18 protein-coding genes are annotated in these 22,891 nt (G+C 69.6%); 9 read left to right on the top strand and 9 right to left on the bottom strand.

All coding sequences use genetic code 11. The annotated features are described in order from the left end of the window. Positions 1-2 precede the first annotated feature (2 nt). The gene (locus HF323_RS06665; RefSeq protein WP_169581378.1) at positions 3-371 is read left to right on the top strand and encodes a hypothetical protein; all 369 of its coding nucleotides are present in this window, start codon (positions 3-5) and stop codon (positions 369-371) included. A 32-nt stretch (positions 372-403) separates the two neighbouring features. On the opposite strand, the gene HF323_RS06660 is transcribed toward HF323_RS06665, so the two are convergent. The 3 genes from HF323_RS06660 to aceB all read right to left on the bottom strand — a co-directional run bounded on the left by HF323_RS06660 (position 404) and on the right by aceB (position 4,230). Further along, a complete protein-coding gene (locus tag HF323_RS06660; RefSeq protein WP_169581785.1) occupies positions 404-739 on the bottom strand; it encodes a YciI family protein in 336 nt (111 codons plus the stop codon). A gap of 140 nt (positions 740-879) precedes the next feature. Further along, positions 880-2,475 carry an isocitrate lyase gene (locus HF323_RS06655; protein ID WP_169581784.1) on the bottom strand — a complete coding sequence of 532 codons (1,596 nt, stop codon included), beginning with the start codon at positions 2,473-2,475 and terminating at the stop codon, positions 880-882. Positions 2,476-2,589: 114 nt separating this feature from the next. Further along, the gene (gene aceB / locus HF323_RS06650; RefSeq protein WP_169582141.1) at positions 2,590-4,230 is read right to left on the bottom strand and encodes a malate synthase A; all 1,641 of its coding nucleotides are present in this window, start codon (positions 4,228-4,230) and stop codon (positions 2,590-2,592) included. 221 nt (positions 4,231-4,451) lie between these two features. Between aceB and HF323_RS06645 the strand changes: the two genes are divergently transcribed. From HF323_RS06645 to HF323_RS06635, 3 genes are all read left to right on the top strand, one after another. Beyond that, positions 4,452-5,930, top strand: coding sequence for a helix-turn-helix transcriptional regulator (locus HF323_RS06645; protein ID WP_169581783.1), 1,479 nt, complete (start codon positions 4,452-4,454; stop codon positions 5,928-5,930). Positions 5,931-6,065: 135 nt separating this feature from the next. Beyond that, positions 6,066-7,604 (top strand): glucoamylase family protein, encoded by a 1,539-nt coding sequence (locus tag HF323_RS06640; RefSeq protein WP_169581782.1) that lies wholly within the window; start codon positions 6,066-6,068, stop codon positions 7,602-7,604. Then, positions 7,601-8,257, top strand: a complete 657-nt coding sequence (locus HF323_RS06635; protein WP_317451016.1) for a TetR/AcrR family transcriptional regulator — start codon at positions 7,601-7,603, stop codon at positions 8,255-8,257. The genes HF323_RS06640 and HF323_RS06635 overlap by 4 nt, the downstream gene beginning before the upstream one ends. A 96-nt stretch (positions 8,258-8,353) precedes the next feature. Here HF323_RS06635 and HF323_RS06630 read toward each other — a convergent pair whose 3' ends face one another. The 6 genes from HF323_RS06630 to HF323_RS06605 form a co-directional block, all read right to left on the bottom strand. Next, complete coding sequence (locus HF323_RS06630) at positions 8,354-9,511, bottom strand: family 1 glycosylhydrolase (protein ID WP_169581781.1); 1,158 nt, start codon at positions 9,509-9,511, stop codon at positions 8,354-8,356. 53 nt (positions 9,512-9,564) lie between these two features. Next, positions 9,565-10,521, bottom strand: coding sequence for a carbohydrate ABC transporter permease (locus HF323_RS06625; RefSeq protein WP_169581780.1), 957 nt, complete (start codon positions 10,519-10,521; stop codon positions 9,565-9,567). Position 10,522: 1 nt separating this feature from the next. Next, complete coding sequence (locus tag HF323_RS06620) at positions 10,523-11,383, bottom strand: sugar ABC transporter permease (protein WP_223169214.1); 861 nt, start codon at positions 11,381-11,383, stop codon at positions 10,523-10,525. A gap of 82 nt (positions 11,384-11,465) precedes the next feature. Next, positions 11,466-12,770 carry a sugar ABC transporter substrate-binding protein gene (locus HF323_RS06615; protein WP_169581778.1) on the bottom strand — a complete coding sequence of 435 codons (1,305 nt, stop codon included), beginning with the start codon at positions 12,768-12,770 and terminating at the stop codon, positions 11,466-11,468. Between the two features lie 252 nt (positions 12,771-13,022). After that, positions 13,023-14,414, bottom strand: coding sequence for an FAD-binding oxidoreductase (locus HF323_RS06610; protein WP_188241660.1), 1,392 nt, complete (start codon positions 14,412-14,414; stop codon positions 13,023-13,025). 86 nt (positions 14,415-14,500) lie between these two features. Next, positions 14,501-16,033, bottom strand: coding sequence for a PucR family transcriptional regulator (locus HF323_RS06605; protein WP_169581777.1), 1,533 nt, complete (start codon positions 16,031-16,033; stop codon positions 14,501-14,503). A gap of 96 nt (positions 16,034-16,129) precedes the next feature. On the opposite strand from HF323_RS06605, the gene gabT reads away from it, so the two are divergent. From gabT to HF323_RS06580, 5 genes are all read left to right on the top strand, one after another. Then, positions 16,130-17,488 carry a 4-aminobutyrate--2-oxoglutarate transaminase gene (gene gabT / locus HF323_RS06600; RefSeq protein WP_169581776.1) on the top strand — a complete coding sequence of 453 codons (1,359 nt, stop codon included), beginning with the start codon at positions 16,130-16,132 and terminating at the stop codon, positions 17,486-17,488. A gap of 93 nt (positions 17,489-17,581) precedes the next feature. Then, a complete protein-coding gene (locus tag HF323_RS06595) occupies positions 17,582-18,988 on the top strand; it encodes an NAD(P)/FAD-dependent oxidoreductase (protein WP_317451014.1) in 1,407 nt (468 codons plus the stop codon). After that, complete coding sequence (locus HF323_RS06590) at positions 18,985-19,866, top strand: universal stress protein (RefSeq protein WP_169581774.1); 882 nt, start codon at positions 18,985-18,987, stop codon at positions 19,864-19,866. The genes HF323_RS06595 and HF323_RS06590 overlap by 4 nt, the downstream gene beginning before the upstream one ends. Continuing rightward, positions 19,863-21,419: an APC family permease gene (locus HF323_RS06585; RefSeq protein WP_188241659.1), complete on the top strand. Its 1,557-nt coding sequence runs from the start codon at positions 19,863-19,865 to the stop codon at positions 21,417-21,419. Before HF323_RS06590 ends, HF323_RS06585 begins: the two co-directional genes overlap by 4 nt. Before the next feature lie 40 nt (positions 21,420-21,459). After that, on the top strand, positions 21,460-22,824 hold the full coding sequence (locus HF323_RS06580) for an NAD-dependent succinate-semialdehyde dehydrogenase (protein WP_169581773.1): 1,365 nt from the start codon (positions 21,460-21,462) through the stop codon (positions 22,822-22,824). The last annotated feature ends 67 nt before the right edge of the window (positions 22,825-22,891 follow it).

The following is a 22,891-nucleotide window of genomic DNA, read 5'->3' as shown; positions in this document are numbered from 1 at the left end:
GGATGCCGCGTGACACTCCGTGGCAGACCCGTGCACTGTCGGCGGGGCTCGCCGAGGAGTACGGTTGCCGCGTGGGTGTCTGGGTGTGGGGTGCGGCCGTGCTTGCACTCGTGATCGTCGCGGCCGGCGCCATCGCGTGGTGGCTGGCTCGCGGCTGCCGGCTGACGAGGATCGGCGCCGCGGGGGCGATGCTGGGCGGCGTCGTGTCCCTCGTCGCCGTGGCTGCCGTGCTCGACACCGACGCCTCGCTCCGCACCGCTGGCGCACTCACCATCGTCTCGGGGGCATGGCTGCTCGGGTGGGCCCTCGCCGGCGGCATCCGCGGTCAGCGTCTGCTGCGCGCCGAAGCAGTGGCCGACGCCTCGGACTGATCCGCGTCCGACGCCGGCGAGAGCCGCGGCCCTCAGAGGTCGAGCGGCCAGAGCTCGCGCACCTCGATGGTGCCGTGGGTGGCCATCGGATGCCTCGTCGCGACCTCGACGGCGTGATCCATGTCGCGGCACTCCAGGATGTCGAAGCCCGCGATGACCTCCCGGGTCTCCGCGAACGGACCGTCCGTCACGAACACCTTGCCGCCCCGGCGCCGGACCGTCTTGGCGCGCTCCGGCGGCTGCAGCCGGTCGCCGTCGAGGTGCACCCCGCTCTCCGACGTCTCGGTCGCCCACTCCTCGATCGTGAGGACGGGCTCCTCGGTGCCGTCCACCCCCGCATCGGCCAACACCAGCATCAGGAATCGCATCGTCTGTCCCTCTCTCTTCGAATGACGTTACGTGCAGGGCGTCGAACGACCCGGCAGCGGATGGACGAAACGACGAAAGAAAGTCGGGCAGACGACGGATGCCGCGAACCGAGCGGTCCGCGGCATCCGTCGACGTGATCTCAGCCGAACTGGTTCATCGTGTTGTGCTGTCCCCCCGCCTTGAGCGCCGCCTCACCCGCGAAGTACTCCTTGTGGTTGTCGCCGATGTCGCTTCCGGCCATGTTCTGGTGCTTCACCGTCGCGATGCCCTCGCGGATCTCGCGGCGCTGGACGCCCTTCACGTAGGCGAGCATCCCCTCGTCGCCGAAGTAGCCCTTGGCCAGGTCATCGGTCGACAGTGCGGCCGTGTGGTACGTGGGCAGCGTGATGAGGTGGTGGAAGATGCCGGCGCGGGCCGAGCCGTCCCGCTGGAACGAGCGGATCTTCTCGTCGGCCAGTCTCGCCAGCGCGGAGTCGTCGTACTCGACGCTCATCAGGTTGTCGCGGTCGTAGGCCGAGACGTCCTCGCCCTGTTCCCGCAGCAGGTCGTAGGCCTGCTGGCGGAATTTGAGGGTCCAGTTGAACGACGGGCTGTTGTTGTAGACGAGCTTCGCGTCGGGGACCTCCTCGCGGATGCGGTCGACCATGCCCGCGATCTGCTCGACGTGGGGCTTCTCGGTCTCGATCCACAGCAGGTCGGCGCCGTTGCGCAGCGAGGTGATGCAGTCGAGGACCACGCGGTCCTCGCCCGTGCCGGGACGGAACTGATACAGGTTGCTCGCCAGGCGCTTCGGGCGGAGCAGCCTGCCGTCGCGCCGGATGATCACATCCCCGTCGCCGAGCGAGGACGCGGTGACCTCGTCGACGTCGAGGAACGCGTTGTACTGGTCGCCGAGATCGCCGGGCAGGGTCGAGACGGCGAGCTTCTGGGTGAGGCCCGCGCCGAGCGAGTCGGTGCGGGCGACGATGACGCCGTTGTCGATGCCGAGTTCGAGGAAGGCGTAGCGGACCGCGTTGATCTTGGCCAGGAAGTCCGCGTGCGGCACCGTGACCTTGCCGTCCTGGTGTCCGCACTGCTTCTCGTCCGAGACCTGGTTCTCGATCTGGATGGCGCACGCGCCGGCTTCGATCATCTTCTTGGCGAGCAGGTAGGTGGCCTCGGGATTGCCGAAGCCGGCGTCGATGTCGGCGATGATCGGCACCACGTGGGTCTCGTGGTTGTCGATCTGCGACTGGATGAACTCCACCGCCGTCTCGTCGCCGGCGGCGCGCGCCGTGTCGAGCTGCGTGAACAGCAGGTCCAGCTCGCGGGCATCGGCCTGGCGGAGGAACGTGTAGAGCTCCTCGATGAGCGCGGGCACGGAGGTCTTCTCGTGCATCGACTGGTCGGGGAGCGGGCCGAACTCCGAGCGGAGCGCGGCGACCATCCACCCCGACAGGTACAGGTAGCGCTTGTTCGTGCTCTTCAGGTGCTTCTTGATCGAGATCACCTTCTGCTGCCCGATGAAGCCGTGCCAGACGCCGAGCGACTGGGTGTATGCCGACGAGTCGGCGTCGTACTCGGCCATGTCGCGCCGCATGATGTCGGCGGTGTACTGGGCGATCTCGAGTCCGGTGCGGAACCGGTTCTGCGCCCGCATGCGGGCCACGGATTCAGGGTCGATGGCGTCCCAGGTGGAGCCGTGCTGCTCCTTGAGCGCCCGGATGGCGTGGATGTCGTCTTGGTACGCAGTCATTTCATGTCCTTGAGCGGTAGCGGTGCGGTCGTGTCCCGAAATTTGGCCCTCGTGTCCCGAACTCTGTCGCTCGGGCGGTCGCCAGCAGGCAGAGTTCGGGACACGGATGCCTCGTCAGGGGGTTTCGATCAGGAAGCGGGAGTATGCGGGGAGCGTGAGGAAGGCGGGGAAGCCCGCTCCCAGCGCAACCTCGCGGAACACCTCGGCGGCGTCGTCGAAGCGGTCGTCGTCGCGACGGTCGACCTCTCCCAGCACCTGTGCGATGAGGCTCTCGACGTAGTCGCGGGTGATGGCGATGCCGTCGTCGGTGGTGCGGTCCTGGTGGATCCACTGCCACACCTGGGAGCGGCTGATCTCGGCGGTCGCGGCATCCTCCATGAGGTTGTCGATCGCGACCGCGCCCAGGCCCCGCAGCCATGCCTCGATGTACCGGATGGCGACGGACACGTTCCCGTGCACGCCTGCCGCCGTGATCGGGCGCCCGATGTGCACGTCGATGAGCTGTGCCGCGTCGACCTCGACCTCGGGGCGCTGGCGATCGAGCTGGTTGGGCCGGTCGCCGAGCACCGCGTCGAACTCGGCACGCGCCACCGGGATGAGGTCGGGGTGCGCCACCCACGTTCCGTCGAATCCGTCGCCCGCCTCGCGCTTCTTGTCGGCGGCCACCTTCTCGAACGCGCGCTGGGTGACCTCGGGGTCGCGCCGGTTGGGGATGAAGGCGCTCATTCCGCCGATCGCGAAGGCGCCGCGCTTGTGGCACGTCTGCACCAGCAGCTCGGTGTAGGCCCGCATGAACGGCACGGTCATCGTGACCTCGCTGCGGTCGGGCAGGACGAACCGCGCTCCGCGGCCGCGGTAGTTCTTGATGATCGAGAAGATGTAGTCCCAGCGACCCGCGTTGAGACCCGCGCAGTGGTCGCGCAGCTCGAAGAGGATCTCCTCCATCTCGAACGCGGCAGGCAGGGTCTCGATCAGCACGGTGGCGCGAACAGTGCCGTGCGGGATGCCGAGATACTGCTCGCTGAAGCTGAAGACGTCGTCCCACAGCTTCGCCTCCTCGCTCGACTCGAGCTTGGCGATGTAGAAGTACGGTCCGCGGCCGTTCGCGATCAGTGCCTCGGCGTTGTGGAAGAAGTAGAGCCCGAAGTCCACGAGCGAGCCTGAGGCGGCCATCGTGCGGCCGGTCCGGTCGGTGAAGCGGATGTGCTCCTCCGGCAGGTGCCACCCGCGCGGGCGCATCACGATCGTGGGGGTCTCGGTCGCGGTGACCTCGTATCGCTTGCCGTCGGGGCTCGTGTACCTCAGCTCGCCGCGGATGGCGTCGCGCAGCGACAGCTGCCCCTCGATCACGTTCTTCCACGTCGGGCTGGTGGCGTCCTCCTGATCGGCCAGCCACACCTTCGCCCCCGAGTTCAGAGCGTTGATCGTCATCTTCGGGTCGGTCGGCCCGGTGATCTCGACGCGGCGGTCTTCGAGTCCGGGGCCTGCGCCGGCGACCCGCCAGTCGGGGTCGTTGCGGATGTGCGCCGTGTCGTCGCGGAACTGGGGATCGTGGCCGTTGCCGATCTCGAACCGGCGGCGCATGCGGTCGGCGAGGCGGTCGTGACGGCGCGCTCCGAAGCGGTGGTGCAGCTCGGTGAGGAATGCGAGGGCCTCGGGCGTGAGGATCTCGTCGTAGCGCGGGCCCAGCCGCCCCGCGATCTCGATGGCGGGCTCGTGGGTCTGGGTGGGGATGGGGCCGGTGCGCGTGCGCATCGGAGTGGCGGTTGCAGGTGTCATGTCCCTGTCTTCCTGTGTCTCGAGTGGGTGAGGACTCCCCGCGTCCGGCGGTGTCGGCCGGAGGAGGAGCCCCGCGATCCGCGTTCCGGGTCGATGGGGGCCGTGTGAGTCCACTATCGAGTGAAGATCAGTGCACCAACTGACCAATCCGGGAGAGAACTTCTTAGAAATTTCTGCTTTCGTGACAGAATCGACGTATGACCTCGACGTTCGACCGAGATCCGCTCGCAGAACTCGCCGACGATGAGGAGGTGGACTCCCTGACGATCGGCCGCCGCATCCGGCAACTGCGAACCGAGCGCGGCATGAGGCTCGAGGAGCTCGCGACCGCGGTGGATCGCGCGCCGAGCCAGCTGTCGATGATCGAGAATGGGCGCCGAGAGCCCAAACTGACGCTCCTCCAGGCGATCGCTCGCGCCCTCGGCACATCGCTGGACGCGCTGCTCGAGTCCGAGCCGCTCGACGAGCGCGCGACCCTCGAGATCCAGCTCGAGCGTGCGATGCGGGGGCAGACATTCCAGGCGCTCGGCATCCCGCCGTTCCGGATCGCGAAGACGGTTCCCGACGATGCGCTCCGGGCGATGCTCGCCTTGCAGGGGGAGATCGAACGGCTCCGCGACGAGCGGGCCGCGACCCCGGAGGAGGCGCGCCGGGCGAATGTCGCGCTGCGGCGGCTCATGCGCACGCAGAACAACTACTTCGCCGAGCTCGAGGATCACGCACGCGCGATCCTCGACGCCGTCGACCACCCGGGCGGACCGCTCACGCAGCGGACCGCCTCGGACATCGCGGCGCACCTCGGGTTCACGCTCCACTACGTCCCCGACCTGCCGCAGACGACGCGGAGCGTGGCCGACATCAAGAACGGCCGGCTGTATCTGTCCAGCCGGCTGGCGGCGAAGGGCGACCCGAGGACGGCGGTGCTGCAGGCGCTGTCGAGCCGCATCCTCGGTCACCGCGAGCCCACGTCGTACGCGGAGTTCCTTCGCCAGCGCGTCGAGACGAACTACCTGACCGGGGCTCTGCTGATCCCCGAGGCCCACGCCGTGCCGTTCCTGCAGGAGGCCAAGAAGGACCGCGCGATCTCGATCGAGGACCTGCGCGACGCGTACTCGGTCTCGTACGAGACGGCGGCGCACCGCTTCACGAACCTCGCGACGGTGCACCTCGGCATCCCGGTCCACTTCCTGAAAGTGCACGAGTCGGGCACCATCACGAAGGCCTATGAGAACGACGACGTCAACTTCCCGACCGATCGGCTCGGCTCGATCGAGGGGCAGATGTGCTGTCGCCGATGGACGTCCCGCGTCGTCTTCGACGTCGACGACCAGTTCAACCCGTACTACCAGTACACCGACACCGGCAACGGCACCTACTGGTGCACGGCGCGGGTGGAGCAGTCCAGCGAGGGCGCGCATTCGGTCAGCGTGGGAGTCCGCTTCGACGACACCCGGTGGTTCCTCGGGCGCGACACCCCCAACCGGGGCGTGTCGAAGCACTCGGTCGAGGCGTGCTGCCGGCGTGCGCCCGCCGAGCTCGAGGCATCCTGGCGCGATCACTCGTGGCCCAACGTGCGCACGCCGCGCACCCTGCTCGCCACCTTGCCCACAGGCGCCTTCCCGGGCGTCGACTCGACCGACGTCTACGAGTTCCTCGAGGCGCACGCCCCCCGCTGACCCCGAACCGCCGTCGCGCCGTCTGAGAGATCCGTGAGAGAGCGGATGCCTCGGTTCCGCTAATACCTGGCAAGTGTTAGGTTTTCCGGACCGACGGTTCCGCCCGACGGAGCCGCTTTCGATGAGGAGAGCGCGATGAAGCAGTTCCTGACGACCGCAGCCGTGGCCGGTCTCGTGGCGAGCGGTCTGGCCCTCGGCGGTCCCGCCGCAGCCGGCGGCAGACCCGGCGACGACGATCTCCTGCGGTGGGCCGAAGACACCTGGGCGTCTCTGGACGCCATGACCGACGAGTCGACGGGCCTTCCGTCTGACAACGTCACCGGAGACCTCACCACGGTGGGCGCCTACACGTCGCCGACGAACATCGGCGGATACCTCTGGTCGACCGTCACGGCGCGCGACCTCGGCATCATCGACGCAGCCGAGGCTCACGACCGCATGGCCACCACGCTCGAGACGCTCGAAGGGCTCGAGCGCAACGAGGCCAGCGGCATGTACTACAACTGGTACGACCCCGCGACCGGCGCGAAGCTCACCACGTGGCCGGACTCCGGCGACCCCGTCCACCCGTTCCTCAGCACGGTCGACAACGGGTGGCTCGCGGCATCCCTCCGCATCGTCCGCGAAGCGGACCCGGCGCTGGCCGCGCAGGCGGACGCGCTCTACGACTCGATGGACTTCGCGGCGTACTTCAACCCCGAGGGCGCGCCCGGACTGCCCGCCGGAACGAACCGCGGCGGCTTCTGGGAGGTCGCGCCTCCCGGCTGCAGCGTGGCCGCGCCGATGTACAACGGCTCAAGCGAGACGGCCTACTACACGTGCCACCACTACGACACGACGGTGAGCGAGAGCCGCATCGCGACCTACCTGGGCATCGCGAACGGCGACATCCCTGCGACGGCCCTCTACGGCACGCATCGCACGATGCCCCCCGGCTGCGACTGGGCCTGGCAGGAGCAGCTCCCGACCGGCGAGTACCGGACCTACGACGGCTTCGAGGTCTGGGAGGGCGTCTACACCTACGCGGGCATGTCGTTCGTTCCCAGCTGGGGCGGCAGCATGTTCGAGGCGCTGATGCCCGATCTGCTGGTGCCGGAGACCAAGTGGGGTCCGCGCTCGTGGAAGCTGAACCACCCGATCACGGTTGCGGTGCAGAAGCACCACGGTCTGGAGGACGCCGAGTACGGCGCGTGGGGCTTCTCGCCGGCGAGCAACCCGTTCGGCGGGTACGCCGAGTACGGTGTCGACCTGGCGGGGATGCGCTCCGACGGCTACATGTCGGACGCGGAGAAGACCGACGTCGACATCGACCGCCCGGGCTGCACGGAGGGAACCAACCCCGATCCTGAGTTCGGTGACGGCGTCGTCACCCCGCATGCCGCGTTCCTCGCGCTGCCCTACGACCGTGAGGGCGTGCTCGAGAATCTCGCCCACCTCGAGCGGGACCTCGGCGCCTACGGTCCCGGCGGGTTCTACGACTCCGTCGCCGTCGGCAGCGGCACGGTCGCCGAGCGCTACCTGTCGCTCGACCAGTCGATGATCATGGCCGCAATCGGAAACGAGCTCACCGGCGATACGCTGAAGCGCTACTTCGTCGACAAGGAGATGGAGAAGCGTCTGCGGCCGGCGATGGCCGCGCAGGACTTCAGCTCGGAGTGGAAAGCGCGCGAGTGACGGCAGAGCAGCACGGCAGCGAGGCCGGGGTGTCCGAGACGGATGCCCCGGTCCGCCGTGCGCGCGCCCCGCGCGGCAGCTATGCCAAGGGGCAGGCCCGGCGCCAGCAGATCGTCGACGAAGCGCTCGTCGTGTTCGCGCGAGGCGGGTTCCATGCGGGGTCCCTGCGGGAGATCGCCAAGCGCGTCGGGCTCACCCCGACCGGGCTCATGCACCACTTCGCCAACAAGGAGGAGCTCTTCACCGAGGTTCTCCGGCAGCGCGACGAGGCCATCCGCGAGGCCGCCGGAGACCCGGCGGAGCACACGCTCATCCAGCAGGCGACGAAAGTGGTCGCGTACAACCAGGAGTCGCGCGGTCTCACCTCGCTGTACGCCACGGTCTCGGCCGAGGCGACCGACTCCGAGCATCCCGCGCACGAGCACTTCGCGCGCCGCTACCGCGAGAGTGCCGAGAACGCCACCCCGATCCTCATCGCCGCGCAGGCCGACGGGGAGGTGCGCTCAGACATCGATCCCGCCCTCGCGGCACGCCTGATCAGCGCCGTCATGGACGGCATCCAGCAGCAGTGGCTGCTCGACGACAGCGTCGACATGAACGCGCTGTTCGCCGAGTTCGTGCGCGGCTACCTGGTGCCCCCGCCCGGTCGCTGACGAATCCGCCGCTGCCCGGTCGTTGAGCGAGCGCAGCGAGACGAAACGCGTCGTCTCGTGCGGGCGCGTTTCGTCTCGGTCGCTGCGCTCCCTCGCTCACCCGACGATGGCGTTCGCGCGGGCGACCTCGCCGAGCCAGCCGAGACTCGGCTTGGGCGTGCGCTCGAACGTCTCCCGATCCCACGCGATGAGGCCGAACGTGGGCCGATAGCTGCCCCACTCGTAGTTGTCCAGAAGGCTCCAGTGCAGGTACCCGCGCACGTCGGCGCCGTCGCTGATGCACGCGTGCACGGCTTCGAGCGCGCCGCGGGTGTAGTCGATGCGGCGCGCGTCGTCGGCGGTGGCCATGCCGTTCTCGGTGACGTAGATCGGCACGCCCGCGCGTGCCCACGCGTTCCGGATGCCATCGCCCACCGCGGGCGGGTAGTACTCCCACCCGGTGAGCGTGCGCTCCGCGTCCTCGGGGATCGGCAGCGGACCCTCCCGCCCGATCCTGGTGCGCGTGTAGGCCTGCACGCCGACCCAGTCGTCACCGCGTGCCGCGTCGAGGAAGACGTCCTCCCGCGAGGAGCCGTACTCGGCGGCGACCGCCTCGCCGCCCTCGACCGGCTGGTACGCCTGGGTTGCGACGGACCAGCCGGCGAGGCATCCGTCGCCTCTCACGATCTCGACCGCCCGCTTGTGCGCGTCGACGAGCCGGTCCGTCACGGCGGGCACACCCGGCGGCAGACCGACCGACGGGAAGCCGACCTCGGGGTCGGCCAGCACCGAGACCATGTTCGGCTCGTTGATCGTGCAGACCAGGTCGACGCCCTCGAGCACCGGCAGCGCGGCCTCGACGTAGCGGGCGAAGCGGTCGGCTGCGGCATCCGCGTGCCACCCTCCCTGCTTCGCGAACCAGACCGGGTTCGTGAAGTGGTGCAGCGTGATCATCGGCTGCAGGCCGAGCGAATGCGCCGTGTCGACCATGCGGCGGTAGTGGTCGATCGCCGCGTTCGAGACCCAGCCGTCCTCGGGCTCGATGCGCGCCCACTCGATGCTGAAGCGGTACGTGTCCAGCCCGGCCTCCGCCAGGAGCGCCATGTCCTCGCCGTAGCGGTGGTAGCTGTCGGCGGCGTCGCCGGACGGCGTCTCGACGGGCGCCCCGGGAAGGTGGCCCCATTCCCGCTGCCACCAGTCGGAGTTGACGTTGCCGCCCTCGATCTGGTGCGCCGCGGTCGACGCGCCCCACAGGAAGCCTTCGGGGAAGTCCATCGGTCAGATGGTCCTTTCGCTCGGGAAGCGGATGCCGCGGCATCCGCTCGATGTCACTTGATGCCGGTGAGGGCGATGCCCTGCACGAAGTAGCGCTGCAGGAACACGAACACGGTCAGGATCGGCACGACGACCACGACGGCGCCCGCCATCATCAGCCCGTACCGTGCGGCGTTCTGCCCGACCGAGTAGAGAGCCAGCGCGACCGGCAGGGTGTACATGTCCTCCTTCGTCGCGACCACGAGCGGCCACAGGAAGTTGTTCCAGCTGGCGAGGAACGTGAGGATCGTGAGCGTCGCGACCGCGGGGCCGCACATCGGCATGATCACCCGCAGGAAGATGCGCCACTCGCTCGCGCCGTCGATGCGCGCCGCTTCGATGAGCTCATCCGGAAGGCTCAGCATGAACTGGCGCATCAGGAAGACGCCCAGCGGCGAGATGAGGAACGGCAGGATCAGGCCGGGGTACGAGTTGACCAGGCCCAGATTGGCGGTGAGCACGAAAAGCGGGACGAAGGTGACGACGCCCGGCACCATCAGCGTTCCGAGGACAAGTGCGAACAGCAGCTTCTTGCCCCGGAACTGCAGCTTCGCCAGGGCGTAGCCGACCATCGAGCAGAAGACGATGTTGCCGAGCGTCACGAACACCGCGACGATCACGCTGTTCATGAAGAACGTCGCGAAGTCGAGGCGGCCGAAGAGGGTCTCGTAGTTCTCCAGCGTCGCGTTGTCGGGCAGGAATCCCGTCGGATTGGCGCGGATCTCGGCATCCGTCTTGAAGGAGCCGAGGATCATCCAGACGAACGGCATGATCATCGCGATCAGGCCCAGCGTCAGCACGATGTAGAGCCACCAGCGGGGGCGCTCGCCGCGGCGGCGGCGACCGGCAGGGTGAGGCTCGGGCCCGACGATGTCGGTGTCGGTCACCCGTGCCGAGGCGGCGACGGGACCGAAGCGGACGTCATCGCGCGGCTCGTCCGCGGCGGGGGGAGTGGTCGGCGTGGGGATCATGTCAGTCCTTCCGTCCGATGAGGCGGAACTGCACGAGGGACAGCACCACGATCGCGAGGAACAGCACGTAGCTCGCGGCGGACGCGTAGGCGTAGTTTCCGAAGCCGAACTGGTCGTACGTGTACATCGCCGTCGACAGTGTCGCGTCGAGCGGGCCGCCCTGCGTCATCACATACGGCTCCTCGAAGAACTGCAGGAAGCCGATGCCGGTGATGACGGTCGCGAACAGGATCGCGGGGCGCATCGCCGGGATGGTGATGTTCCAGAACCGCTGCCACGCGTTCGCGCCGTCGACCATCGCGGCCTCGTGGTGCTCGCGCGGCACGCCCTGCAGCGCAGCGAGGAAGATCACCATGATCGTGCCGATGTTGCGCCACACGGCCATCATGATCAGCGACGGCAGCGCCCACGTCGTCGACTGCAGCCAGTCGGGGCCCTGGATGCCGAAGATGGCGAGGAACCCGTTCAGCAGGCCGTCGGGCTGCAGGATGAACCGCCAGACGAGCGCGATCGCGACGATGCTCGTCACGACCGGCGCGTAGAAGCCCACCCGGTACACCGTGCGGAACCGGCGGATGCCCTTGTCCAGAGCGAGCGCGACCGCCAGGGCGAGCGCGATGGTCAGCGGCACGGCGACGATCACGAACGTGAAGGTGTTGAGCAGCGACCGCAGGAAACGCGGGTCCTGGAAGAGGCGGATGTAGTTCTCGAGCCCGACGAAGTTCACCTGGAACGGTGTCTGCAGGTCGCGCGTGGTCATGTCGGTGAAGCTCATGACGAGCGACCCGACGATCGGGCCGGCCATGAACACCAGGAACAGGATCATGAACGGCGCGGCGAACAGCCACGCGGTTCGCGTCATGCGGTTCTCCCGCCGCGACGCCCGCGCACGGGGTGCGGGACGTCGCGGCGGTGCCGCGGAGGCGATGGCGGTCATCGGATGCCTACTGGCCGGTGCCGATCGACGTCGCCTGCTGCTGGATGGTCGCGATCGCCTCGGCCGGCGTCGTGTCACCACGGGTCGCCTTCTCGAGCTCCTGATCGATCACGGCCGAGACCTGCGCCCACGTGGGGATGGCGGGCGGGGCCTTGGAGTCCTGCAGCTGCTCGCCGAAGACGCTCAGGTACGGGTCGTCGGTGAAGGTCGAGTCCTCCCACGCCGACTGCACGCTGGGGAGGTCGGTCGAGATGTCATACCACTCGATCTGCGTCTCGGGCTGGCTCAGCCAGCGCACGAACTTCCACGAAGCGTCGCGGTTCTCGGTGTCTTCGAAGACCGCGAGGTTGCCGCCGCCGGTGAAGCTCGTGCGGCTGTCGGCTCCGGGGACCATCGCGACGCCGAACTTGTCGGCGAACTCCTCGCCGCCCTGGTCGAGCAGCAGGCCGACGTGGAACGGGCCGCTGTAGAAGGCGCCGACCTCGCCGCTGATGAAGGCCTGCTCGATCTCGCCGCCCTCGAGACGCCGCGGCTCGGCGATGCCGTCCTCGAAGAAGCTCGTGTAGAAGGCGAACGCCTCCTCCCACTCCGGGGTGTCGAACGTGAACTCGGTGCCGTCCTCGTTCAGGATGTCACCGCCCTGCTGCCACGCCAGCGGAGTGACGTACTGCCACGAGTCGAAGCCGCCCGGCGGCAGGGAGACGCCCCACTCGGCGCCGGCCTCCTGGAGACCCTTCGTGAAGGCCGTGTACTCCTCCCACGTCTCCGGCGGCTCGAGGCCGGCCTTCTCCGCGAGGTCGGTGCGGTAGTAGAGGACGCGGGTGTCGACGTACCACGGCACGCCGTACGCGACATCGTCCACGACGGCGGTCTCCCACGATCCCTCGAAGAACGACGATTCGTCGACGAGACCCTCGGGGGTCGGCTCGAACGCGCCGGTCGCGGCGAACTCGCCGACCCATGTGGTGCCGAGCATCGTGATGTCGGGCGTCTCGCCGCCGGCGATCGCGGTGGCGATGCGGTCGTGCGCGCTCTCCCACGGAACGGCCGTCACTTCGATCGTGACGTCGGGGTTGTCCTCCATGAACTGCGCGGCGAGTTCGTCGAGCACTTCGCCCTCGTTGCCCATCGCCCACACCTCGACGGTGCCGGTCGCGGGGGAGTCGTCGATGGCGTCGCCGCCGCCGCCTTCGCCGCCGCCGGTCGGTGCGTCGCTGCGTCCGCAGCCTGCGAGCACGAGCGCTCCCACGAGCGCTACCGCTCCGGCACCCGCCCAGCGGGAAGTCCTGCGTGTGATTGTTGTCCTGGTCATCGGTCTGACGCCTCCATCGGTCGTCGCCGCTCCGCGGCGGCTCTGCCTCGGCTGTGTGTCCCGGCGCATGTCGCGCCGCCCGCCCGACTCTACGCTAAAAACCTGACACATGAAAGGTATTAGCGAATGAGAATCGCCTCATCGCCAGGATGCCTCCGCGTCAGGGCATCACGGCATGCTCTGGCGCGGCCCGCGCCCACGTGCTAGCGCGCCCGGGTCGGGCCGGACGAAAGGCGGCGGCGCCGCCGTCGGTCAGTGGCGTCCGGCGACGAAGTCGGCGACGTGGGCGGGCCAGGCGGTGCGGTCGCCGGATCCGGATGCCTCGGCACGGTCCGCCATCCGGTACGCGGTGTAGATCGCGTTGACGGCGATCCACCGCAGCGGCTCGGGCTCCCACTTCCTGACGCGGTGCCCCACCCACGGGAGGCGAACCAGGTCGGTGTCGCGGCCGAGGACGAGGTCGGCGAGTGTGCGGCCGGCGAGGTTCGTGGCGGTGACGCCGGTGCCGACGTAGCCGCCCGCCCAGCCGAGGCCCGTCGAACGGTCGTGGCCGACGGTCGCCGCCCAGTCCCGCGAGACCCCGAGCACCCCGGCCCACGCGTGCGCGATCGGCACGTCCGAGGCATCCGGGAAGAACTCCCGGAGCAGCCGAGTCAGCGAGGCGATCGTGCGCTGCTGCGTCGTCCCGTCGGTGTCGACGCGAGAGCCGTAGCGGTAGGGCACGCCGCGACCGCCGAACGCGATGCGGTCGTCGGCCGTGCGCTGCGCGTACATGTACACATGGGCGAAGTCGCCCAGGGTGTCGCGGTCGTCCCAGCCGATCGCCGACCATGCCGATGCCGGCAGCGGCTCGGTCACGATCATCGACGAGTTCATCGGAAGCCACGTGCGGTGCTCCCCGCGCAGGTCGGCGGTGAAGCCCTCGGTCGCCCGCAACACGTGCGCCGCCGTGACGACGCCCCGGTCGGTGACGGCCCGTCCGGGGGCGATCTCGCGCACCGCGGTCTGCTCGTAGATCGTCACTCCCACGCGCTCGACCGCCTTCGCCAGCCCCGCGGCGAGCTTCGCCGGATGCACGCGGGCGCAGTGCGGGTGCCACGCCCCGCCGAGCGCGCCGCGCACCCCGATCCGCGCGGCAGTGGCCGCGGCATCCAGTTCCTCGACATCGGTGTGCGGCCACGAGCGCTCGTCGGCGACGGCGGCGCGGAGCCGGGCGAGCTGCGACGGCGTACGCGCCACCCCGAGCTCGCCGCCCTTGACGATGTCGGCCTCGATCCCCTCGCGCGCAGCGACGGCGATCACCTCATCGACCGTCTCGTTGAGCGCGCGCTGCTGCGCGATCGCCGCGTCACGGCCGTGGGATGCCTCGTATCGCGCCCGCCCGCCGGTGACGGTGTTCGTGAGCCACCCCCCGTTGCGACCCGACGCGCCGAAGCCGGCGAAGCGCTGCTCGAGAACGGCGACGCGCAGGTCGGGCTGCCGGGTCTTGAGGTAGTAGGCCGCCCACAGGCCCGTGTACCCGCCTCCCACGATGGCGACATCGACGTCGACCGGCCCGGGGAGCGCGGGCCGCGGTGCCGGCGGACCGCCGAGCTGGCGCCACCACCACGAGACGTCTCCGTTGGGCACGCGCGCATCCGCCATGCGTCCATCCTGGTGGCGGCCCGCTCGAAGCGGGGCGAGCGATGTGTCCGGACCTGAGCCACCGGTGAGGCAAACGCGCTTCGTCGTCAGGAGTCGAGGGCGCGCAGGGCCGCCCACAGCTCGGCCCGGGTCGCGAACGACGTCAGGTCGGTGCCCAGCACGCGCTCGATGAGCGCCAGCCGGGTGCGGACGGTGTGCCGGTGCACGCCGAGCGCGCGAGCGGATGCCTCGTGCGAGCAGTCGTTGTCGAGCCACGCTCGGAGCGTGGCGACGAGCTGCGTGCCCTCCGCGGCGTCGTGCTCGCGCAACGGGGCGAGCTCGGCGCTGGCCAGCGCCCGGGCCTCGTCCGACAGGGCGGACAGCACCCCCGAGCGGGAGACCGCCGCGAACGCGGTCACGCCGTCGCCCCCGCGGTCCCGGGCGACCCGTGCCTGCGCGAGGGCCGCCGCGAACTCGTCGTAGCCCGTCGGCTCCGACACGCCGATCCGCAGGCCGAAGCGCTCGGCGATCTCGTCGACCGCTGCGTGCTCGCCGGCCGAGGTCACGATGACCATGCCGTCGTCGCCGCGACCGAAGAAGAGCGTGCCGCGGCGCTCGTCGACGCGCAGCTCGAGCAGTTCGGCGATCGCGTCGACGCGGGATGCCGAGGCATCCGTCACCGCCACCTCGACGGGTGCCGGCGGCAGCGGACCCCACAGCTCGCGCGCGATGCGCCGGGCCAGCGACGGGTCGTCCGTGAGAAGCGTCTGCACCAGACCGGCCCGCAGCGCTCCGCGCGCGCGGCTGAGGCCCTGCTGCTGCTCGAGGGCGAGGCCCGCCATGGCGATGACCGAGGTGACCACGCCCCGGCCCTCCTGGTCGAGGTCGCCCGAGGCGATCGCGATCACGCCCCGCAGGTGCCCGCCGCGACCGAGGGTCTGCAGGCTGAACGGTGTCTCACCGATGCGCAGCGCCGACCCCGCCCGCGCGCCGCGGTTGAGTACGCCGGTGACCTCGCGGCGCAGTCCTTCGGCCGTGTCGGCGTCGAGCCCGCCGGCCGGATGCTCGCGCGACAGCTCGCCCGCCGCGTCGAACATCCCCACCCACGTGTCGAGCTGACGGGCGAGCTCGGCGACCGTCGCGCCCAGGCCGTCGGGACGCAGCGCGGCGAGCGCTATGGCCCGCTGCGCGGCGAGGGCCCAGCTCCGCCGCGCGTACGCCTGGGCCGCGATCGCCTCGGCGTTGGCGCGCGCCACGGCGATGAACGGCGTGCGATAGGGCACTTCGAACAGCGGCATCCGCTCTTGGTGGCACGCGTCCACGAGCGCGGGCGGAAGGCCGGCGCGCACGACTTCCGTGCCGAAGCCGAGGCCGACGACGCCGCGTTCGGCGAGGCGATGCACGTACGCGCGATACACGTGAGGGTCGTCCGCCGAGCCTACGAACTGCGTCCCCGTCGTGAGGAGCACGAGGCCCTCCGACAGGAAGGGCGTGGGATCCTCGAGGTCGGAGCTGTGCACCCACCGCACAGCGCGGTCGAGCACCCCCGGCTCGAGGTGGTCCTCCCCGGCGAGGGTGAGCCGCAGATCGGCCCGGGTGAGCAGCGCCCGGAGCGTCGGGGAGTCGGAGACGGCGACCATGATCCTCCGCAGAATGTACGACCTGTACAGCGGTCTATGGAGAATGTACAGCGAGGAAGGTGCAGGTCGGTGAGCCGCCCGCTTACGCTCGCCCTCATGAGTGCCGTCGACACCGTCACCGAAACGCCCCTGGGCGGTCCGTCCCTTCCGCAGGAGCGGCGTCTGGTGACCAGCATCCCGGGTCCCCGCTCGCAGGAGCTCCTCGACCGCAAGTCCGGCGCCGTCGCCGCGGGCGTGGGTCACACAGCGCCCGTGCACGCGGTCGCGGCGGGCGGCGGCGTGATCGTCGACGCCGACGGCAACTCGCTCATCGACCTCGGGTCGGGCATCGCGGTCACGACGATCGGCAACGCGCACCCGAAGGTCGTCGAGGCCGTGCAGGCGCAGGTGGCGCAGTTCACGCACACGTGCTTCATGATCGCGCCGTACGACGGCTACGTGTCGGTGGCCGAGGCCCTCAACCGCATCACGCCGGGCGATCACGCCAAGAAGAGCGCCCTGTTCAACTCCGGTGCCGAGGCCGTCGAGAACGCGGTGAAGATCGCCCGAAAGTTCACCGGCAAGCAGGCCGTCGTCGCGTTCGACCACGGCTATCACGGCCGCACCAACCTGACGATGGCGCTCACGGCGAAGTCGATGCCCTACAAGAGCGGCTTCGGGCCGTTCGCGTCGGAGATCTACCGCGCGCCGCTGTCGTACCCGTTCCGAGACGGGCTGAGCGGAGCGGATGCCGCGAAGAAGGCGATCTCGATCATCGAGAAGCAGGTCGGCGCCGACAACCTCGCTGCCGTCATCATCGAGCCGATCCAGGGGGAGGGCGGCTTCATCGTCCCCGCGGACGCGTTCCTGCCCGCGCTCGTGGAGTGGTGCCGCGCCAACGGCGTGGTGTTCATCGCCGACGAGATCCAGACCGGCTTCGCTCGCACGGGGGAGATGTTCGCGAGCGAGGTGTTCGGCATCGTGCCGGACCTCATCACGACCGCGAAGGGCATCGCTGGGGGACTGCCCTTGGCGGCCGTGACGGGCCGGGCCGAGATCATGGACGCATCGCACGCCGGCGGACTCGGCGGCACCTACGGTGGCAACCCCATCGCGTGCGCCGCCGCGCTCGCCGCGATCGACGTGTTCGAGAACGACGGCATGATCCAGCGGGCCCGCGAGATCGGGGCGATCCTCACCGAGCGCCTGGGCGGCATCCAGGCGGCGGACCCGCGGATCGGCGAGGTGCGCGGCCACGGTGCGATGATCGCGGCCGAGTTCGTCGACCCCGAGACGGGGGAGCCGGACCCCGCGCTCACCGCCGCGGTCGCGAAGGCCTGCATCGCCGAGGGCGTCATCGTCCTCACCTGCGGCACCTACGGGAACGTGATCCGCTTCCTGCCGCCGCTGTCCATCACCGACGGCCTGCTCCACGAGGGCATCGACGTCGTCGCCGCCGCACTCGCGGCATCCTGACCGCCTGCATGTCCCGAAGTTCTCGGGGCATGTCCCGAAATTCACCGCCTGGGGCATCTCCAGGCGGCAAACATGGGGACACGGTGACCCGCCGTGACCCGCGCGCACGCCTTCACGTGCCATAGACAGAGGAGTCTCATGCAACAGCTGACCCGTGACGTCGTCATCGTCGGGGCGGGCGCTGCCGGCCTGACCGCCGCCAACGAGCTCAAGAAGGCGGGCCTGTCGGTCGTGGTCCTCGAAGCCCGCGACCGCGTCGGCGGTCGCCTGTGGACCGATGTCATCGACGGGGCGATGCTCGAGATCGGCGGCCAGTGGGTCTCGCCCGATCAGGAGGCGCTCAAGGAGACCATCGCCGAGCTCGGCCTCGAGACCTACAGCCGCTACCGTGAAGGCGATTCCGTCTACATCGGCCGCGACGGCGCACTCCGCCGCTTCACCGGCGAGATCTTCCCCGTCGCCCCCGAGACCGAGAAGGAGATCGTCCGCCTCATCGACAAGCTCGATGAGATGGTCGCGCAGATCGACCCCGACCGGCCCTGGGAGCACCCCGACGCCGAGGAACTCGACCGCATCTCCTTCGAGGCCTGGCTCGAGCAGCAGACGCCCGATCAGGAGGCACGCGACAACATCGCGCTGTTCATCGCCGGCGCGATGCTCACGAAGCCCGCCTACGCGTTCTCCGCTCTGCAGGCGCTCCTCATGGCGGCGAGCGCCGGCAGCTTCACGCACCTGGTGGACGCCGACTACATCCTCGACGAGCGGGTCGTCGGCGGACTCCAGCAGGTCCCGCTGCTGCTGGCGGAGCGCCTCGGCGATGACGTCCTGCTCGGACAGGCGGTCAACGAGGTGCACTGGTCGGACGAGGGGGTGCGCGTCGTGACGGACGCCGGCCTGGAGGTGCGCGCCCGCTTCGTCGTTCTCGCGCACGCGCCGATCCTGTACCCCTGGATCGAGTTCCAGCCGGCGCTGCCGCGCCTCAAGCAGCAGATGCACCAGCACATCTCGATGGGCTTCGTCATCAAGGTGCACGCCGTCTACGACCGTCCGTTCTGGCGCGAGCAGGGGCTGTCGGGCACTGCCTTCAGCCCGTACGAGCTCTCGCACGAGGCCTACGACAACACCAACCACGGCGATGAGCGCGGCACCTTGGTCGGCTTCGTGTCCGACCGCAACGCGGACGACCTCTTCCGTGTCTCCGCCGACGAGCGCAAGGCCCGCATCCTCGAGTCGCTCTCGCACTACTACGGCCCCGAGGCCCTGGACCCGATCGTCTACTTCGAGAGCGACTGGGGCGCCGAGGAGTGGACGCGCGGCGCCTACGCGGCGAGCTTCGACCTGGGCGGCCTGGCACGTTACGGTGCGGATCTGCGCACCCCGGTGGGCCCGATCCACTTCGCGTGCAGCGACATGGCCGGCGCCGGTTACCAGCACGTCGACGGTGCGATCCGCATGGGTCGTCTCGTCGCGGCCAACATCGTCGAAGGAGCGCGCGCATGACCGGTCGCATCATCGTGGGCTACACCGCGACGGATGCCGGCGCCGACGCCGTCGCGCTGGGTGCGCGGCTGGCCGCGGCATCCGGCTCCTCCCTGACCCTCGTGGTGGTGCTCCCGGGCGAGGACCGCAGCGTCATCACCCCGCCCGACGCCGCGTACGACCGCTATCTGCAGGAGCAGGCGGAGGTGTGGTTGGCGGATGCCTCGGCACGCGTGCCCGCGCAGATCCCGCTCGACACCGAGGTCCGGTTCGGCGAGTCGTTCGCCGAAGGCCTCATCGACGCCGCACATGATGCGGACGCCTCGCTCATCGTCGTCGGTGCGGCCAACGGCGGGCTGCGCGGGCGTCACCGTCTCGGCACCGTCGCCACCGAGCTGCTGCACTCCGCCGATGTGCCGGTGGCACTGGCACCGGAGGGCGCGCGACGCGTCGATCCGCTCAGCGGCATCACCCGCATCACGGCGGCGATCGGACTGCGCCCCGGCGCCGACGTGCTGCTCGACGAGAGCCTCGCGCTCGCCGCGGCGACGGGTGCCGAGCTGAGGCTCGTATCGCTCGTCGCGGTGGACCTGCCCGCCGGCGTCGCGGCGACCGAGTCCGCCGCCGACCACGCCGACGAGGTGTTCGTCCACGCGCGGTCCGCGCTCCCCAAGGGCATCGATGCGGACGCGGTCGTCGGTCTCGGCGACAGCATCGAGGATGCCGCGGCCCACCTGTCCTGGGAGCCCGGCGAGATCGCCGTGGTGGGCTCCAGCCGCCTGGCACGCCCGCGGCGCCTGTTCCTCGGATCGACGGCGGCGAAGATGCTGCACGTCCTTCCGGTCCCGATGATCGTCGTGCCCCGCACGCGCAAGAAGAAGAAGGGGGCAGGAGCATGAGCGATCGGAATCGTGACGCCGATGTCATGACCGGTGAGCCCCTCACCGGCGGCCTGTCCAAGAAGGGCCTGAGCGCGGGCACCATCGGCCTCATCGGCGCGGTGGTCATCGGCATCTCGTGCATCGCCCCCGCGTACACCTTCACCGCGGCGATCGGCCCCACCGCCTCGGTGGTCGGGCAGCAGATCCCGGCGATCATCCTCATCGGGTTCATCCCGATGCTGCTCGTCGCCTTCGGCTATCGCGAGCTCAACAACCGGATGCCGGATGCCGGCACGTCCTTCACGTGGGCGACCCGCGCGTTCGGCCCGTGGGTCGGCTGGATGGCCGGCTGGGGGCTCATCGTCGCGACGATCCTCGTGCTGTCGAACCTCGCGGGCGTCGCCGTCGACTTCCTCTTCCTGCTCATCGCGCAGATCACCGGCAACGAGGGCATCGCCGACCTCGCGGGCGTCACCTGGATCAACATCGCCGTGTGCCTCCTGTTCATGCTCGGCGCGACGTACATCTCGTACCGCGACATGCAGACGACCCAGAAGCTGCAGTACGTGCTGGTGACGTTCCAGGTCGTGGTGCTGCTCTTCTTCGCGATCGCGGCGATCGTGCAGGCGCTGAACGGGCAGGCGTTCGACTTCATGCCGTTCGACTGGTCGTGGTTCAACCCCTTCGCGGTGTCGTCCTTCGGGGCGGTCGCCGCGGGACTCTCGCTGTCGATCTTCATCTTCTGGGGATGGGATGTCACCCTCACCATGAACGAGGAGACGAAGGATCCCGAGCGCACGCCCGGTCGGGCTGCGACGCTCACCGTCGTCACCATCGTGTCGCTGTACCTGCTGCTCGCGATCGCGATGATCATGTTCGCCGGCGTGGGCACGGGGGAGCTCGGCCTCGGCAACGAGGACATCCAGGAGAACGTGTTCTTCTACCTGTCCGGCCCCATTCTCGGACCGCTGGCGTTCCTGGTGTCGCTCGCCGTGCTCACCAGCTCGGCGTCGTCGCTCCAGTCGACGTTCGTCGGCCCGGCACGCACCCTCCTGTCGATGGGGCACTACGGGGCGCTGCCGCCCGCGTTCGCGAAGGTCAGCCCGCGCTTCTTCACCCCCGGCTTCGCGACGATCGTGTCGGCGGTGGTGGCGTCGGCGTTCTACGCGGTGATGCGGGTCGTGAGCGAGGACACCCTGTGGGACACGATCCTCACGCTCGGCATGATGATCTGCTTCTACTACGGCATCACCGCGTTCGCCTGCGTGTGGTACTTCCGCAAGCAGTGGTTCGACTCGGTGCGCAACGTGTTCTTCACGTTCCTGTTCCCGCTGGTCGGTGGCGTCATCCTGGCTGTCCTGTTCTTCACCACGCTCATCGACTCGATGGACCCGGCCTACGGCAGCGGGTCGCAGATCGGCGGCGTCGGGATCGTCTTCATCCTCGGCATGCTCATCATCGTCGTCGGCGTGGTGATCATGGTCTGGCAGGCGATCAAGCGTCCGGCGTTCTTCCGCGGTGAGACACTCGGTCTGGATGCCCCGGCAAGCCTTCGACGTTCGCGCCGCTGAGCGGCAGACTGTGACCACCCACCCGATCGGAGAGAACACCATGAGTGAGTACGCCGTCGTCAACCCCGCCACGGGCGAGACCCTGGCCACGTACCCGACGATCACCGACGACGCCCTCGAGGCGGTCGTCGCCGGAGCGGATGCCGCGTTCCGCACGTGGCGGACCACGCCCGTGGCCGAGCGCGCCGCGCGGATCCGGAAGGTCGCCGAACTTCACCGCGAGCGCCGCGACGAGCTCGCCGCGATCATCGTCCGAGAGATGGGCAAGCCCCTCGAGGCGGCGCTCGGCGAGGTCGACTTCGCCGCGGACATCACCGAGTACTACGCCGACCACGCCGACAAGATCACCGGAGACCAGCCGATCGACATCGACGGCGAGGGCACGGCGGTCATCCGCCGGTCGGCGCTCGGGCCGCTGCTGGGCATCATGCCGTGGAACTTCCCGTACTACCAGGTCGCCCGCTTCGCGGCGCCGAACATCGTGATCGGCAACACGATCATCCTCAAGCACGCGGGCCAGTGTCCTGAGTCTGCCGCGGCGATCGAGAAGATGTACGCGGATGCCGGACTCGGCGACGGCGTCTACACGAACGTCTACGCGTCCAACGAGCAGGCGGCGGCGATCATCGCCGACCCGCGCGTGCAGGGCGTGTCGGTCACCGGCTCGGAGCGGGCCGGTGCGGCCGTCGCCGAGGTCGCCGGCCGCAACCTCAAGAAGGTCGCGCTCGAACTCGGCGGATCCGACCCCTTCATCCTGCTGTCGACCGACGACCTCGACGCCGCCGTGCAGGCCGCCGTCGATGCCCGCCTCGACAACACCGGCCAGTCCTGCAACGCCGCGAAGCGGTTCATCGTCGTCGAGGGGCTCTACGACGCGTTCCTCGAGAAGTTCACGGCGAAGATGACGGGGGCCAAGGTCGGCGACCCGTTCGCCGAAGACACCGTGCTCGGACCGCTCTCGTCGCTGGCGGCGGCCGAGCGTCTGGCCGAGCAGGTCGACAAGGCCGTCGCGCAGGGCGCGACGCTGGTCGCCGGCGGCACGCGCGACGGCGCGTACTACCCGGGAACGGTGCTCACCGGGGTGACGAGCGAGATGGATGCGTACCGCGAGGAGTTCTTCGGTCCGGTCGGCGTCGTGTACAAGGTCGCCGACGAGGACGAGGCGGTCAAGATCGCGAACGACACGAGCTTCGGTCTCGGCTCGTACGTGTTCACGACCGACGAGGAGCAGGCCGCCCGCATCGCCGACAAGATCGACGCCGGCATGGTCTACGTCAACGTCGTGCTCGCCGACGAGCCCGGGCTGCCTTTCGGCGGCGTCAAGCGCTCCGGCACCTCGCGTGAGATGGGTCTGCTGGCCGCAGACGAGTTCGTCAACAAGAAGCTCATCCGCGTCGGCGCCTGAGGCGTCGCGTCTCGTCTCGCTTCGCTCGCTCGACGACCGGGCGGGTCGCCCGCTCGACAACCGGGTG

The organism is Microbacterium sp. MF43 (assembly GCF_012847295.1).
Taxonomy (GTDB): domain Bacteria; phylum Actinomycetota; class Actinomycetes; order Actinomycetales; family Microbacteriaceae; genus Microbacterium.
This window is presented reverse-complemented; position numbering and strand designations above follow the sequence as displayed.

Coding starts and splice junctions, on each gene's coding strand:
- HF323_RS06665 (WP_169581378.1), top strand. CDS start 3: ATGCCGCGTGACACTCCGTGGCAGACCCGTGCACTGTCGGCGGGGCTC.
- HF323_RS06660 (WP_169581785.1), bottom strand. CDS start 739: ATGCGATTCCTGATGCTGGTGTTGGCCGATGCGGGGGTGGACGGCACC.
- HF323_RS06655 (WP_169581784.1), bottom strand. CDS start 2,475: ATGACTGCGTACCAAGACGACATCCACGCCATCCGGGCGCTCAAGGAG.
- aceB (WP_169582141.1), bottom strand. CDS start 4,230: ATGCGCACGCGCACCGGCCCCATCCCCACCCAGACCCACGAGCCCGCC.
- HF323_RS06645 (WP_169581783.1), top strand. CDS start 4,452: ATGACCTCGACGTTCGACCGAGATCCGCTCGCAGAACTCGCCGACGAT.
- HF323_RS06640 (WP_169581782.1), top strand. CDS start 6,066: ATGAAGCAGTTCCTGACGACCGCAGCCGTGGCCGGTCTCGTGGCGAGC.
- HF323_RS06630 (WP_169581781.1), bottom strand. CDS start 9,511: ATGGACTTCCCCGAAGGCTTCCTGTGGGGCGCGTCGACCGCGGCGCAC.
- HF323_RS06625 (WP_169581780.1), bottom strand. CDS start 10,521: ATGATCCCCACGCCGACCACTCCCCCCGCCGCGGACGAGCCGCGCGAT.
- HF323_RS06620 (WP_223169214.1), bottom strand. CDS start 11,383: ATGACGCGAACCGCGTGGCTGTTCGCCGCGCCGTTCATGATCCTGTTC.
- HF323_RS06615 (WP_169581778.1), bottom strand. CDS start 12,770: ATGACCAGGACAACAATCACACGCAGGACTTCCCGCTGGGCGGGTGCC.
- HF323_RS06610 (WP_188241660.1), bottom strand. CDS start 14,414: ATGGCGGATGCGCGCGTGCCCAACGGAGACGTCTCGTGGTGGTGGCGC.
- HF323_RS06605 (WP_169581777.1), bottom strand. CDS start 16,033: ATGGTCGCCGTCTCCGACTCCCCGACGCTCCGGGCGCTGCTCACCCGG.
- gabT (WP_169581776.1), top strand. CDS start 16,130: ATGAGTGCCGTCGACACCGTCACCGAAACGCCCCTGGGCGGTCCGTCC.
- HF323_RS06590 (WP_169581774.1), top strand. CDS start 18,985: ATGACCGGTCGCATCATCGTGGGCTACACCGCGACGGATGCCGGCGCC.
- HF323_RS06585 (WP_188241659.1), top strand. CDS start 19,863: ATGAGCGATCGGAATCGTGACGCCGATGTCATGACCGGTGAGCCCCTC.
- HF323_RS06580 (WP_169581773.1), top strand. CDS start 21,460: ATGAGTGAGTACGCCGTCGTCAACCCCGCCACGGGCGAGACCCTGGCC.